The organism is Nocardia sp. NPDC102475, assembly GCF_055584605.1.
In genome coordinates, this window is record NZ_JBVJLS010000003.1 from 217530 (window position 1) to 231678 (window position 14149).

General features: G+C 65.9%; 13 protein-coding genes. 9 read left to right on the forward strand and 4 right to left on the reverse strand.

The genetic code is table 11. The features are described 5' to 3' along the window. The first annotated feature begins 77 nt into the window (after window positions 1–77). From ACZ60G_RS06665 to ACZ60G_RS06675, 3 genes are all read left to right on the forward strand, one after another. The gene (locus tag ACZ60G_RS06665; protein WP_465808377.1) at window positions 78–2882 is read left to right on the forward strand and encodes an aconitate hydratase; all 2805 of its coding nucleotides are present in this window, start codon (window positions 78–80) and stop codon (window positions 2880–2882) included. Between the two features lie 96 nt (window positions 2883–2978). Further along, window positions 2979–3545 carry a TetR/AcrR family transcriptional regulator gene (locus tag ACZ60G_RS06670; RefSeq protein WP_040691943.1) on the forward strand — a complete coding sequence of 189 codons (567 nt, stop codon included), beginning with the start codon at window positions 2979–2981 and terminating at the stop codon, window positions 3543–3545. 99 nt (window positions 3546–3644) lie between these two features. Further along, window positions 3645–4436, forward strand: coding sequence for an SDR family NAD(P)-dependent oxidoreductase (locus ACZ60G_RS06675; protein WP_465807889.1), 792 nt, complete (start codon window positions 3645–3647; stop codon window positions 4434–4436). Between the two features lie 74 nt (window positions 4437–4510). Here the strand turns inward: ACZ60G_RS06675 and ACZ60G_RS06680 are convergent, their stop codons facing one another. Together ACZ60G_RS06680 and ACZ60G_RS06685 are read right to left on the reverse strand one after the other, a co-directional pair. Next, window positions 4511–5239 (reverse strand): ABC transporter permease, encoded by a 729-nt coding sequence (locus tag ACZ60G_RS06680; RefSeq protein ID WP_465808379.1) that lies wholly within the window; start codon window positions 5237–5239, stop codon window positions 4511–4513. 26 nt (window positions 5240–5265) lie between these two features. Next, entirely contained in the window at window positions 5266–6543 is a 1278-nt protein-coding gene (locus ACZ60G_RS06685; protein ID WP_465807891.1) for a glycosyltransferase, read from the reverse strand. A gap of 98 nt (window positions 6544–6641) precedes the next feature. Here ACZ60G_RS06685 and ACZ60G_RS06690 point away from each other — a divergent pair, with 98 nt between their 5' ends. Then, on the forward strand, window positions 6642–9206 hold the full coding sequence (locus ACZ60G_RS06690; RefSeq protein ID WP_465807893.1) for a cytochrome P450: 2565 nt from the start codon (window positions 6642–6644) through the stop codon (window positions 9204–9206). 42 nt (window positions 9207–9248) lie between these two features. Then, window positions 9249–10067: an SDR family oxidoreductase gene (locus ACZ60G_RS06695; protein ID WP_465807895.1), complete on the forward strand. Its 819-nt coding sequence runs from the start codon at window positions 9249–9251 to the stop codon at window positions 10065–10067. A gap of 81 nt (window positions 10068–10148) precedes the next feature. Here ACZ60G_RS06695 and ACZ60G_RS06700 read toward each other — a convergent pair whose 3' ends face one another. Together ACZ60G_RS06700 and ACZ60G_RS06705 are read right to left on the reverse strand one after the other, a co-directional pair. After that, window positions 10149–10940 (reverse strand): hypothetical protein, encoded by a 792-nt coding sequence (locus ACZ60G_RS06700; protein WP_465807897.1) that lies wholly within the window; start codon window positions 10938–10940, stop codon window positions 10149–10151. Between the two features lie 50 nt (window positions 10941–10990). Next, on the reverse strand, window positions 10991–11500 hold the full coding sequence (locus ACZ60G_RS06705) for a MarR family winged helix-turn-helix transcriptional regulator (RefSeq protein WP_465807899.1): 510 nt from the start codon (window positions 11498–11500) through the stop codon (window positions 10991–10993). 148 nt (window positions 11501–11648) lie between these two features. On the opposite strand from ACZ60G_RS06705, the gene ACZ60G_RS06710 reads away from it, so the two are divergent. The 4 genes from ACZ60G_RS06710 (at window position 11649) to ACZ60G_RS06725 (ending at window position 14101) form a co-directional block, all read left to right on the forward strand. Further along, a complete protein-coding gene (locus ACZ60G_RS06710) occupies window positions 11649–12077 on the forward strand; it encodes a cupin domain-containing protein (protein ID WP_465808381.1) in 429 nt (142 codons plus the stop codon). 176 nt (window positions 12078–12253) lie between these two features. After that, a complete protein-coding gene (locus tag ACZ60G_RS06715) occupies window positions 12254–12394 on the forward strand; it encodes a hypothetical protein (RefSeq protein ID WP_465807901.1) in 141 nt (46 codons plus the stop codon). A gap of 273 nt (window positions 12395–12667) precedes the next feature. Further along, window positions 12668–13126, forward strand: a complete 459-nt coding sequence (locus tag ACZ60G_RS06720; protein WP_465807903.1) for a hypothetical protein — start codon at window positions 12668–12670, stop codon at window positions 13124–13126. 12 nt (window positions 13127–13138) lie between these two features. Further along, complete coding sequence (locus ACZ60G_RS06725; protein WP_465807904.1) at window positions 13139–14101, forward strand: MvdC/MvdD family ATP grasp protein; 963 nt, start codon at window positions 13139–13141, stop codon at window positions 14099–14101. The last annotated feature ends 48 nt before the right edge of the window (window positions 14102–14149 follow it).

Here is a 14149-nt window from a genome sequence, read left to right on the forward strand (position 1 = left end):
CTCGAAAAAACCAGCCGCGGGCACAGCCCCGCCCGCGGCCACCCTCACAGACGAGTGGAGCTGACGTGACGACAAGTATCGATACTTTCGGCGCCAAGGGCACCCTCGAGGTCGGAAGCAACTCCTACGAGATCTTCCGTCTCTCGGCCGTGCCCGGTACCGAAAAACTCCCCTACGCACTGAAGGTCCTCGCGGAGAATCTGCTCCGCACCGAGGACGGCGCCAACATCACCGCCGATCACATCCGCGCCATCGCGAGCTGGGATCCGTCGGCTCAGCCGAACACCGAGATCCAGTTCACCCCGGCCCGCGTGATCATGCAGGACTTCACCGGTGTGCCCTGCATCGTCGACCTGGCCACCATGCGCGAGGCCGTCGCCACCCTCGGCGGCGACCCGGACAAGGTCAACCCGCTCGCCCCCGCCGAGATGGTCATCGACCACTCCGTCATCATCGACGTATTCGGCCGTGCGGACGCCTTCGAGCGCAACGTCGACATCGAATACCAGCGCAACGGCGAGCGCTACCAGTTCCTGCGTTGGGGCCAAACGGCTTTCGACGATTTCAAGGTCGTCCCGCCGAGCACCGGCATCGTGCACCAGGTCAATATCGAGCACCTGGCGCGCGTCGTCATGGTCCGCAACGGCCAGGCCTACCCGGACACCTGCGTCGGCACCGACTCGCACACCACGATGGTCAACGGCCTCGGCGTATTGGGTTGGGGCGTCGGCGGTATCGAGGCCGAGGCGGCCATGCTGGGCCAGCCGGTCTCCATGCTCATCCCGCGCGTCGTCGGCTTCAAGCTGACCGGTGAGATCAACCCGGGCGTGACCGCCACCGACGTGGTGCTCACTGTCACCGATATGCTGCGCAAGCACGGTGTGGTCGGCAAGTTCGTCGAGTTCTACGGCAAGGGCGTCTCCGAGGTGCCGCTGGCCAACCGCGCCACCCTGGGCAATATGAGCCCCGAATTCGGTTCCACCGCAGCGATCTTCCCGATCGACGAGGTGACCGTCGACTACCTGAAGCTGACCGGCCGCTCCGACGAGCAGGTCGCGCTGGTCGAGGCCTACGCCAAGGAGCAGGGCCTCTGGCACGACGCCGACAAGGAGCCCGCCTACTCGGAGTACCTGGAGCTGGACCTGAGCACCGTGGTGCCGTCCATCGCCGGTCCGAAGCGTCCGCAGGACCGGATCCTGCTGTCGGAGAGCAAGACCGCCTTCCGCAAGGACATCCACAACTACACCAGCGACGCGGAGACCGGTCCGGCCGCCACCACCCCGCACACCCACCTGGACGAGGCCATCGAGGAGTCCTTCCCGGCCAGCGATCCGGCGGTGCTTTCCTTCGCCGAGGACGACGCGGTGCTGCCGTCGGCCGCGAACGGTGCGGTGGGCCGCCCGTCCAAGCCGGTCAAGGTCTCCACCGAGGAGTACGGCGACTTCGTGCTGGACCACGGCGCGGTCGTGGTCGCCTCGATCACCTCCTGCACCAACACCTCCAACCCGTCGGTCATGCTGGGCGCGGCCCTGCTGGCTCGCAACGCGGTGGACAAGGGCCTGACCCGCAAGCCGTGGGTGAAGACCTCGATGGCCCCGGGTTCGCAGGTCGTCAACGGCTACTACGAGAAGGCCGGCCTGTGGCCGTACCTGGACAAGCTGGGCTTCAACCTGGTCGCGTTCGGCTGTGCCACCTGCATCGGCAACACCGGTCCGCTGCCGGAGGAGATCTCCAAGGCGGTCAACGACAACGACCTGACCGCCACCGCGGTGCTTTCCGGTAACCGCAACTTCGAGGGCCGCATCTCCCCCGACGTGAAGATGAACTACCTGGCCTCCCCGCCGCTGGTCATCGCCTACGCGCTCGCGGGCACCATGGACTTCGACTTCGAGAACGACGCGCTCGGCAAGGACACCGACGGCAACGACGTGTTCCTGAAGGACATCTGGCCTGCGCCGCAGGAAATCCAGGACACCATCGACCGGGTCATCTCCCGCGATATGTTCCTCGAGGACTACAAGGACGTCTTCAAGGGCGACGAGCGCTGGCGTTCGCTGCCGACCCCGGAGGGCAAGACCTTCGACTGGGCCGAGGAGTCGACCTACGTCCGCAAGCCTCCGTACTTCGAGGGCATGCCGCAGACGCCGGAGCCGGTCACCGATATCAAGGGCGCGCGTGTGCTCGCACTGTTGGGCGACTCGGTCACCACCGACCACATCTCCCCTGCGGGCAACATCAAGCCGGGCACCCCGGCGGCGCAGTACCTGGAAGCCAACGGCGTCGAGCGCAAGGATTACAACTCCTACGGCTCGCGTCGCGGTAACCACGAGGTCATGATCCGCGGCACCTTCGCCAACATCCGGCTGCGCAACCAGCTGCTCGACGATGTCTCGGGCGGTTACACCCGCGACTTCACCCAGGACGGCGGCCCGCAGGCGTTCATCTACGACGCCTCGCAGAACTACCAGGCCGCCGGCATTCCGCTGGTCGTGCTCGGCGGTAAGGAGTACGGTTCGGGCTCCTCGCGTGACTGGGCCGCCAAGGGCACCTCGCTGCTGGGTGTGAAGGCCGTCATCACCGAGTCCTTCGAGCGCATCCACCGCTCGAACCTCATCGGTATGGGCGTCATTCCGCTGCAGTTCCCGGCCGGTGAGTCGGCCGCGTCGCTGAAGCTGGACGGCACCGAGACCTTCGATATCGAGGGCATCACCAAGCTGAACGAGGGTGCGACTCCGAAGACCCTGAAGGTCACCGCCACCAAGGAGAACGGTGATGTCGTCACCTTCGACGCGGTGGTCCGGATCGACACCCCCGGTGAGGCCGACTACTACCGCAACGGTGGCATCCTGCAGTACGTGCTGCGCAACATGATTCGCGGCTGAACGACTGTGCTGTAGTAGGTCCGCGCACCGCATTACCCGCGGTGCGCGGACCTCTTCACATCGCATTGCCCGCTTCGCTCGGAGGAGCCCGCCGAAATGCCCAAAGTCAGTGATGATCACCTCGCCGCCCGGCGTAGTCAGATTCTGGACGGGGCGCGGGCCTGTTTCGCCGAGTACGGGTACGACGGTGCGACCGTGCGCCGCCTGGAAGAGGCCATCGGCCTGTCTCGCGGCGCGATCTTCCACCACTTCCGGGACAAGGACGCCCTGTTCCTCGCGCTGGCCCAAGAAGACGCCGACCGCATGGCCGATGTCGCGGCCAATCAGGGTCTGGTACAGGTCATGCGCGATATGCTCGCCCACCCGGAGCAATTCAATTGGCTCGGAACCCGTTTGGAGATCGCGCGCCGCCTGCGCACCGATCCGGAATTCCGCGCCAGCTGGACCCAGCGCTCCGCCGAACTGACCGCCGCCACCCTCGCCCGCCTGGAACGCCGCAAGGCCGCGGGCGCCCTCCGCGACGACGTCCCCACCGACGTCCTACTCGGCTACCTGGATCTGGTGCTGGACGGCCTGATCGCCCGCATAGCCTCCGGCCACACCAACGAAAACCTCTCCGCCGTACTGGATCTCGTAGAAGCCTCGGTCCGCCGCAAGGAGTGAGTCAGCGGCGGCATCCCCGCGCGGACCATCCGGGTCACGACGACACCGGGCAACCACGGATGCGTCACGGAATGCGGAATCTCGACAATAATCGTCGACATGGAACTAAACGGAGCACGAGTCCTGATCACCGGCGCGACGGGCGGGATCGGAGTCGCGATCGCCGCCGCGGTCACCGCGCGGGGTGCGAACGTAGTGCTGTCCGGACGGCGAGCCGAAGCACTCGACCAAGTCGCGACCCGGTTCGGTGCGCGGGCGGTGGTCGCGGACCTCGCCGCGCCGGGTGGTGCCGAGAAGCTGCTCGAGGAAGCCGGTGACCTCGATGTCGTCATCGCCAATGCCGCACTGCCCGGTTCGGGCGACCTGCTCGACTATTCGCTGACCGAGATCGATCGGGCGCTGGAGGTCAATCTGCGCGCCCCCATCGTGCTTGCCCGCTTTGCCGGTGCGCAGATGGCCGAGCGCGGCAAAGGACACCTGGTCTTCATCAACTCCCTGTCCGGCAAGGCCGCATCCGGCAAGGCGGCGATGTACAACGCGACCAAATTCGGACTGCGCGGCTTCGCCTTGGCCTTGCGCGCCGACCTGCAAAGCCGCGGTGTCGGTGTCTCCTCGATCTACCCCGGATTCGTCAGGGACGCGGGCATGTTCGTCAAATCCGGTGCGGCCGTACCACCCGGCGTCGGCACCCGAAGCCCGGAAGACGTCGCGAAAGCCGTGGTCCGAGCGATCGAACGGAACATCGCCGAAACCGACGTGGCCCCCCTCCCGGTCCGCCTCGGCGCGACATTGGCCCTGATCGCCCCCAATCTCTCGAGCCGCGTCCAGCGTCTCTTCGGCGCCGACAAGGTAATGGCCGAACTAGCCGCTGGTCACCGCAATATGCGCTGAACCCTACGACGGGATGCAACGCATTCCCCGATACACCGTCGCCTCGATCTTCGTCGGCGGCGCATACGAGCTGGTCAGTGATGGGACAAGCGACTGAATACGATGCCGGCGCCGGCGAATCCGAGCGTGCCCAATAGGACGCACCAGAGGAGGGCGAGGGGCGTGTTGTGGCCGGTGTCCAGGGAGTTCAGGAGGCCGCGCACGGTTTCGATGATGGGGGTGGCGGGTTGGTAGTCGGCGAAGCCGCGGAGCCAGTGGGGCATGGTGGTGGTTTGGACGAAGGCGCTGCTGATGTAGGGGATGAACATGATGGCGTAGGTGAGGCCGCCGGCGGCTTCGGGATTCTTGGCGACCAGACCAAGAGCGACGGCGATCCAGGAGATGGCGGTGACGAACAGGGTGATTACCGCGAGGGCCGCCAGCCAGCCGAGTGGTCCCGCCTGGGGACGGTAGCCGAGTGCGAGCGCAACCGTGACCGCGATCGCGATGGCCGCGAGATTACGGACAACGCCCTCGGCGACGTGGCCGGCGAGCACGGCCTGACGGAACATCGGCAGGGTGCGGAAGCGGTCGATGCTGCCCCTCGTCATATCGGTGGAGACGGCGGTGGCGGTGATCGATGAGCCGAAACCCGTGCACAGCAACATGATTCCGGGCACCACATAGTCGAGATAGGGTCCGCCGACATCGATGGCACCGCCGAAGACGTAGGTGAACAGCAACATCACCAGAATCGGCATGAGCAGCGAAATGATCAGGGTGTCGCGGCTGCGCAGGGTGTGCCGGGCACAGCGGCGGAACATGACGACGGTGTCGGCGAAGACGTCGGTCACCTGGCGGCGGCTTCGATGATGTCGGCGGTGCGGGCGGCGGCGTCCTCGGTGCTCAGTGTCTTCGCGAATTCCGCTGTGCGGGACCGGCGTTCGGGCGTCAGCAGCGAAGCGACGCCTTGTTCCAGCCGGGCCTCGGTCAGTTGCGTGAACGGCAGATGTGCCCCCAACCCGAGGCGCTCGACCTGCCCGCCCCACATCGGTTGTTCGAACGACACCGAGCACACCAGCGTCGGCAATCCGGCGCGCAGACTCTCGAACAGCGTCCCGATACCGCCGTGATGCACCGCCGCGGCGCAATATGGAAAAACCAGATCGTGCGCGAACGGACCGACAACCTTTACATTCGGCCCTGCCTGCGCATCGGCAATATCCAGATCACTCCACCCCGCACTGACCAATGCGCGCACACCCGAACGAGCAGCCACTTCGGTAACCATCGCCAGCACCGCGGCCGTATCCCGAATGGGCATACTGCCGAATCCGAAGAACACCGGTGGCTCCCCCGCCCCGATCCACGACAGAATGCCCGCATGGTCGCCGGCCAGATCACCGACGGCCTCGCGGGCAGCGTTATCGAGGGTAAGAAATCCGGTGAACGGCCTGCGCTCATCCCATTGTTCGGGCAATCCGGGAACCAACGCCGGATCGTAGATCTGCACCTCGGGAACATGCGCACGCGCCAATACCGCCGCGGTACTCGCCCGCGATTTCGGCAGCCCGAGCGTCGCGCGTAGATCGTTGAGATAACGCATGAATACCACCCGGCGCAGATTCTCCGCCACCGCCCATGTCGCACGATTCACGGCCGCAGGCGGATTCCACCGCGGCGGCAGGGCACCCGGAAACGGATATGCGCCATTACTGCGGCAGGGGAAATAATGCAGGCTGACCAGTGGAACCCCCATTGCCTCCGCAACCGAACTCGCTCGATCCTCGGTGACGGTGCTCGCCACGATCAGATCCGCACCCGTGCAAACGTCGATGACTTCTCGATTCATCTGCTGGGCATAATCGGCCATCTGCCGGGCTACCAATTGCATGAGCCGCAAGGTGTTTCCTGCGGCCAGTGCCCGCTGCCCGGCGTCCGAACTGTAGAGCTGCTGCACATCCGGTCCGCAGGCGAGGGCGGCAAGTCCGGTGGCCGTGGCGAATTCGACCAGATTCGGCGGCGCCCCGAGCAGCACATCATGGCCGCGACGGCGCAACTCGAGTCCCAGCGCCACGACGGGCTGGACATCACCGCGGGTTCCGGTGAGCGGAATCGCTATTTTCACGGCGGCTCTTTCGGTATCGGGTCCCCTGACGACGCCGACCGGATATTCCACAGAATTGAGGGCTCCGCACGGCGGCGATGTGTCAGTACAGTGCCATTGTGCACATAGCGATGTTCATGGACTACCACCCGGCCACCCTCGGTGGGGTCCAGACCGCGGTCGCTTCGCTGTGCCGAGGACTCGAACGCGCAGGTCACCGCGTCACCCTGTTCGTCGCGCCGCAGCCGGGCGCCGACCAGCTCCCGAATGTGGTGCCGCTGCGCGCCGCCGGCGGTTTCGCGGTGAACGGATTCCCGGTCGTGCTGCCGACCAAGCACAATGCCGAACTCATCGACGCCGCCTTCGCCGCACGCGGCCCGATCGACCTCGTGCACACCCACACCACCTACGGTGTCGCCATCGCCGGGATGAAAGCCGCACGGCGACACCGGATTCCGCTGATCCACACGGCCCAGAGCCGCGACGACGCGTTCATCGAGAACACCTCGCCCGCACCATATCCGGCGGCGTTGGCCCTACGCGCCCTGCACGGCCGGTTCGTACCGCACGATACGCATATGCCGCACCGCGCCGAAAGCCGTGCGGCACGCCATGCCTGGTGGCCGATCGTCGGTCAGGCCCAGGCCGCGGATCGGGTCATCGCGCCGACCCAGCACTTCGCCGACCAACTGCTTGCCCACGGTCTGACCCGGCCGCTTCGGGTGGTATCCAACGGTGTCGATGACGAGCTCATCGAAAACCTCGGCGGCACACCGGTTGCCGAACGCACGATCGACGCGCCATTGCGGCTGATCTGGTGTGGGCGGCTGTCGGCCGAGAAGCGGCTGCTCGCCGCGATCGAGGCAGTGCGGCATCTCGACGACTGCGCACTCGACGTCTACGGCGACGGTGACCTGCAGGCCCAGGCGGCCGCCGTCATCACCGAATATCGACTCGCGGACCGAATCCGCTTGCACGGCAGGGCCACTCAGGCCGAATGCCTTGCTGCCATGTCCGAAGGCGACGCACTGCTGTTCCCCTCCAACGGTTTCGACACGCAGGGCATGGTCCTATTGGAGGCGGTGGCGGCCGGCCTGCCGATCATCTACTGCGATCCCGATCTCGACGAGTCGGTGCCTGCCGGGGGCGGCATTCGCACCGCCGATCCGTCGCCGGTAGCGATCGCCGACACCATCGCCGAGCTCGACGCCGATCGCGCCACGCTCGCGGAAATGCGCCAGATTCTCAGCAAATACGGCGACTCGGTGCGCCAGTCACAGCACATCGGGACCGTGCTCGAAATCTATCGACAGGCCAGGGCCGAGTCCGCGCGCAGCCCGGAGCTGGTCATGCCGCAATCGCTTTCGGAGGTACCGACCGCGCCTGGTCGATTGCCACTGGTCGGCCACAGTCTGCAGGCCCTGCGCGACGCTCCGGGCTTCGTCACCTCGCTGGCCGATCTCGGCCCGATCGTGCGCCTGCGGTTCGGCCAGAAGACCGGATATCTGCTCACCACACCGGATCTCGTCCGCGAGGTCGGGCTCGGCGATGCCGAACTCAATCGGGACGATCTGCGTGAGGCCATCGAGGATGTCGCGGGCGGATCCGTCAATGTTCTGCACGGTGAAGAACACAAGCTGCGGCGGCGCATGATCTCGCCCGCGCTGCGGCAGAGCCGGCTCGCCGAATACACGCGGTCGGCGGCCGATATCGCCGAAACCTGGTCGGCGGGACTGCCTTCGGGCGGACGCGTGAATCTCATGGACGAGGCGCACGGCCTGATCCTCGACACGGTCTCCTCGACACTGTTCACCGCCGAGTTCAGCGATCACGCACGCCGCGAGATCCGGGACAGCGTCCCATGGCTGCTCAGTCAGGTCATTCTGCGCACCGCGCTGCCCCCGCAGGTGCGCCGACTGCGGCTCATCTCGAACTGGCGCTGGCGCACCAAGGCTCGCCACCTGCGCACGGCCATCGGTGCTGTCATCGCCGAATACCGCCGCCGCGACGAGGATTTCAACGATGTGGTCTCGGCGCTCATCCGGCACACCGACAGCGAGACCGGCGCGACGCTGTCCGATGAGCACATCATCGACGAAGCGATCCTCATGCTGGCCGGTGGCGTCGGCTCGATGGCATCGCTGACCGGCTGGCTCTGGCACGAGGTCATGCGTCGCCCGCACATCGCCGAGCGGTTGTATGCCGAACTCGATTCCGTCGTGGGAACGGGCCCGGTCCGCGCCGATCATCTCGGCGCACTTCCCTACCTGAAACAGGTTGTGGCAGAGACACTTCGGTTCTGGGGGCCGTGGATCAGCGCGGGCACCGCCGACGGCGACGTCACCATCGGCGGACTCACCGTTCCGGACGGCACAGCAATCATGTTCTCCCCCTACCTGGTTCAGCACAACAAGCGCTACTACGCCGATCCGGAAGCGTTCGACCCGGATCGCTGGTCGCCCGAGCGCGCAGCCGATATCGACAAGAAGGCCAACCTCTCGTTCGGCGTCGGTCGTCGCCGCTGCCTCGGCGACCATTTCGCCATGATCGAGATCGGCCTCGCCGCCGCCGCGCTGCTGGCCCGCTGGCGCCCGACACCCGACCCGAACTATACGGTGCGCGCCTCCAATCGAGACTTCGTCCTGTCGCCCTCAGCGCTGCCGGTTACGCTGCGACCGCGATGAATACTTGCTTGGAGTGCACTCCAGGTCACTAGCGTGGGTCACATGAGCAAAGTTTGGTTCATCACCGGAGTCTCACGAGGGTTCGGCCGTGAATGGGCACTCGCCGCATTGGAGCGCGGCGATCAAGTGGCCGGCACGGCGCGCGATACCAGCACACTCGACGATCTCGTCGCGAAGTACCCGGATAGCTTCCTGCCACTGCGCCTGGACGTCACCGATCGGGACGGCGATTTCGCCGCGGTACAGCAGGCCGCCGAGCGATTCGGGCGGCTCGATATCGTGATCAACAATGCCGGCTACGGTCAGTTCGGCATGATCGAGGAACTCAGCGAGGACGAGTTCCGCGCCCAATTGGAAACCAATGTCTTCGGCGCACTGTGGGTCACCCAGGCGGCACTGCCGATCCTGCGGGCCCAGGGCAGCGGCCACATCGTTCAGGTATCGAGTATCGGCGGCATCTCCGCCTTCCAGAACCTCGGTGCCTACCACGCGTCGAAGTGGGCGCTGGAGGGTTTCTCCCAAGCGCTCGCCCAGGAGGTCGCACCCTTCGGCATTCACGTCACCCTGATCGAACCGGGCGGATTCGGCACCGACTGGGGCGGCCCCTCGGCGCAGCATGCCACCCCGCTCCCCGCCTACGATGCGGCCAGGGCCGCCCGAGCCGCCCAACGCTCGGCGGTGCACCAGGGCGATCCGGCCGCCACCAGCGCCGCCATCCTCGCGGTCGTCGATGCGCCCGAGCCGCCGCTGCGCATTTTCCTCGGTGAGGTCCCGCTGACCATCGCCACCGCGGATTACGAATCCCGCCTGGCGCTCTGGCGCGAGTGGCAGCCAATCTCCGCTGCCGCACAGGGGGATTGAGCCGCCACCTCTGGTGCGACGCCGCCGGGGAGAGTGGGAATGATGGTGGCCCCATCCCCGGCGGAAACCGGCCCGGGCGGGTCAGTAGTTGGCATTCAGATAGTCGGCGGCATGGGTGGTCCACAGGACATTCGTGCCGGGCATATTGTGTCCGGAGTAGAGAACGTGCTGACCGTCCGGCCACGGCGTCAGATAGCCGATGACACCGTTGACCGCGGCCGCATAGCGATCGAGATTGCCGATCGGATCGGTCATCAGGAACCGCAGCAATTCGGCGAAGATCATCGGGGCCACATTTCCGATGCGGGCACCTTCGACGAACGAGAACGGCGAGATGCCGACATCGATGACCCGCAGCGGCGAGTCGCCCGGCGACGCGGTGATGATATCGCCCGGATTCGCATACTCCTTGACATCGAGGGCCGGCCAGGCGCCGCGTTCCCCGTGCAGGCCGTAAGTCGTTGCCGGACATAGATTGCCGACCGAGTGGCCGCGTTTGCGCAGCGGGTTCGCGATATTGACGGCGAAGGCGATTTCCAGGGGCGAGCCGTCGGTGTTCTTGTACTTACCCGACCGCACTCCCTCCAGAATCTTGCTCGCGCAGATACTTCCGAGCGAATAACTCAGCAGCCCGCAGACATTCGGCGAGTCCTGAATCGCCCGCACGCCCGCGGCAACACCGAGCCGGATCGAGGTATCCAGCGAAGGGCCCCACAGATCCGGGCTCGGCCCGACCGAGGCGGGCCAATCCGGCTCGAAGGCGGTGAAACGGCCGGGATCTAGCAGTTTCGTGACATCGCGCAGCATGCCGGCGGGCGTCCCATTGGTATTCCGCGGTTCACCCGTGCCGCGGAGGGTGATGATGTCGATCATCACCACATGGTGAACCCATGACCGGCCCAGCACCCGAGTAGCGAACTACCCTATTTCGCGCCACCCTCGAGGCTGCCGAGCAGTACCCGGGCGATCCGATCCAAGTCGCGGCGATCCTTCGCCGAAAGCACCGACAGCATCCTGGTTTCGTTCTCGGTATGCGCGGTGACGACCTTGTCGATCAGCGTGCGACCCGTCTCGGTGAGCGCCACCCTGATGGCGCGGCGATCCGCCGCATCCGCGATGCGACGGACCAACCCCGCCGACTCCAGACGGTCGAGCCGACCGGTCATTCCGGCGCGCGACAGCATCAGCGTGTCGGCCAGCACCGAAGGGTTCAATTCGAACGGCTCGCCCGAACGACGCAGTGCGGCAAGCACATCGAACTCGCCGCGCTGCAGTCCGTGCGCGATGAAGACCGCCTCGATATCTCGCTGCGCGACCACGAGCAGCCGACCCAGCCGCCCGATCACGCCCATCGCCTCCAGCTCGAGGTCCGGCCGCTCCCGCCGCCACTGCTCGACTATCGCATCCACCGGATCCCGTCCGATCTCATCCATGGACAAGATTCTATTCGCTGCTATATAGTTCGGTAGCGAATTATCAACCACCGAACAATCGGAGAGCATCGTGAACGCAACCACCGACCGCACCTTCGCCATCCGCCAGCCGCAGGATGCCGAGACCCTGGTGACCCCCTCGGTCACCATGCGCCTGCTCATCGATTCGAACGAAGCGGGCGGCGCGGTCAGCCACCTGGAGGTCAATATGGACAAGGGCGCAGACGGCGCGGCACCGCACTACCACACCAAGTCGGACGAGCTGTTCTACGTCGCCGACGGCGAGCTGCAGGTCTTGGCCGGGGACAAGATCGTCACTGTCGGAGCGGGCGGGTCGATCGTCGTCCCCAAGCTCATGCCGCACGCCTTCGGCGCCGCCCCGGACAGCTCCGCGCGGATCCTGATCGCCCTGATGCCCGCGGTGGAGCGCTTCGGCTACTTCCGCCTGCTCGACCGGCTGGTCAAGGGCGAGGCCACCTTCGAAGAACTGGCGGCATCGCAGGAGGAATACGACAACTGGTTCGTCGAGTCGCCCGAATGGTGGGCCGAGCGCAACGCGAACCGGCGCGATTCGTGAAGCAATGCAGCGACAACTGATTTCGTACGCACATGGGTAACTCGGCGGGTACGCCCACAGGGCAACCAAGCAGTCGACCCGCCGGTCCGCGACGAGACAGTCGATGCACCCACGACCGGCAAAAGACCCGATGAGGCGGAGGAGCCGGCGGCAAGATCTTCCGAATCCGCCAAGAGATGCGCAAGCTCGACGGTACTGTCGCAGCAGAGGTCGAGGTGGTTCTCAGGATCATGGATCTCACCGCACGCAAACTGGTCACCGATCCCGGCGAACGCTTGCGGGCCATCGCCGAACAACCGGATCTGCTCGGACTCTGAACCGCGGCGAGCAGATCCGCGCCAACGGATGCACAGCCGCCAATCCCGGGCAATATCGATCGCACGGAACCGTTCGGAAGTAGCTCGACGATTGCCGGAGCCCATTCGGGTGCACACCGAAAAACTTTCGGCGCTAGTGCATCCCGAGCCGAAATCTGGTTTGCCAGCGGCGGTGAAATCTCGCGATCCGGACCGTGCGAGACCCCTTGCGCGATATGATCCAGTTCCCGCTCGGGGGTCCTGGCAAATCGCGAGCAGATCGGAGAGCTCACTATGACCGACGCAATCCACCTCCCCGGTACCGGGCCGGCGGGTGACCGCGTCCCCGCGTTGCAGGGGCTGCTGGTGGCCGAGTCGGAACGAGATTTCACGGTCAGAGTGACCGAAGGAACCTGGACCTTCCGCCGCGACGATGTACTTCGAGTCCTCGACTGGACCGACAGCGCGACCACCGAGCGCGACGGCCGACCGGTGCTGATGGATATCCGTCCCGGCGCCACCGCCGATTTCACCCGCCGCCTGCGCATCGACCTCGTCGACCGGCCGATGACACTGGCCGAGGAGCCCTCCGCGGCACTGGGAGATGAAGCGCTGCAACAACTCACCGCATCCTGGGCCGACAGCCTGCAGCTCGCCGATTGCGCGGGCCCCAGCGGTGCGACCTTCACCTATTGCCAAACCAAATCGCTCGCGACAAGCGACGACGGCATAAACTGCGACAGTCTCGACTGAACGGAACTGCGCATGGCGGCGCGCCGGACAGGTTCGGTCCTCATCGTCTCCGAATCCGATGATCTGCACGGGACCGCGATGGCGGCGACGTTGCGAGAACACCACGGGCTCAGCCCGATTCACCTCGACCTGCGCGACTTCCCGCGCGAATCCGGAAGTTTCCGGCTCGATCGGCACGGCACCACGCGGTCGCTGTCGCACGTGATCGGACTCGACGACGTCCGCTCGGTCTGGTGGCGCAGACCGCATCCCGCACAGGTCCCGGCCGGCGTGCGCGCCTCGGATGACGCCTACCGCCAAGCCGAATGCGATGGCTTCATCCAGGGTCTGCTGTGGTCGATACCGGCGTACTGGGTCAATGACCCCGGCGCCGATCGCACCGCGAGCCGCAAGATCGTGCAGTTGGAGACCGCACGGCGAGCCGGTTTCGTAATCCCGGAAACGCTCATCACCAACGATCCGGACGAGGCGCGCAGCTTCGTCGAATCACGTTCGGGCTCGGTGGTTTACAAGCGAACCGGCACCGGACGCGCCGAATTCGCCGAAACCCGATTGATTACCAGGGCTGACTTCGGCCGCCTCGCGGGCATCCGCTCCGCGCCGACCACCTTCCAGGACTACGTCGAGGCACAGTGCGATCTGCGTGTGGTGTGGATGGACGGCGTCGAATGGGCGGTGCGCATCGACTCGCAGTCCGGGGTCGGCCGGGTCGATTCCCGGCTGGACACCACTGTCGACTTCGTACCGGAGCATCTGCCCGCCTCGGTCAGCAAGTCGCTGGCCACGCTGATGGGCGCACTCGGCCTGAGCTTCGGCGTGCTGGATCTACGCCTCGGCCTCGACGGTGAGTACTACTTCCTCGAGGTCAACCCACAGGGCCAGTTCGCGTATCTGGAGATCAAGACGGGCCTGCCGATGTTCCGCAGCCTCGCCAACCTGCTGGTCAACGGCGACGGCGCGGTGCCGGGCTATTAGCGCGCACGATCTCGCTCGGTGTCGGCGAAATCCATTCGCCGACACCGG

Bases quoted from the DNA above. Each gene is read 5' to 3' on its own strand.
- ACZ60G_RS06715 (WP_465807901.1), top strand. From the start codon at position 12,254: ATGCGCAAGCTCGACGGTACTGTCGCAGCAGAGGTCGAGGTGGTTCTC.
- ACZ60G_RS06670 (WP_040691943.1), top strand. From the start codon at position 2,979: ATGCCCAAAGTCAGTGATGATCACCTCGCCGCCCGGCGTAGTCAGATT.
- ACZ60G_RS06710 (WP_465808381.1), top strand. From the start codon at position 11,649: ATGCGCCTGCTCATCGATTCGAACGAAGCGGGCGGCGCGGTCAGCCAC.
- ACZ60G_RS06675 (WP_465807889.1), top strand. From the start codon at position 3,645: ATGGAACTAAACGGAGCACGAGTCCTGATCACCGGCGCGACGGGCGGG.
- ACZ60G_RS06705 (WP_465807899.1), bottom strand. From the start codon at position 11,500: ATGGATGAGATCGGACGGGATCCGGTGGATGCGATAGTCGAGCAGTGG.
- ACZ60G_RS06725 (WP_465807904.1), top strand. From the start codon at position 13,139: ATGGCGGCGCGCCGGACAGGTTCGGTCCTCATCGTCTCCGAATCCGAT.
- ACZ60G_RS06695 (WP_465807895.1), top strand. From the start codon at position 9,249: ATGAGCAAAGTTTGGTTCATCACCGGAGTCTCACGAGGGTTCGGCCGT.
- ACZ60G_RS06680 (WP_465808379.1), bottom strand. From the start codon at position 5,239: ATGTTCCGCCGCTGTGCCCGGCACACCCTGCGCAGCCGCGACACCCTG.
- ACZ60G_RS06700 (WP_465807897.1), bottom strand. From the start codon at position 10,940: ATGATCGACATCATCACCCTCCGCGGCACGGGTGAACCGCGGAATACC.
- ACZ60G_RS06720 (WP_465807903.1), top strand. From the start codon at position 12,668: ATGACCGACGCAATCCACCTCCCCGGTACCGGGCCGGCGGGTGACCGC.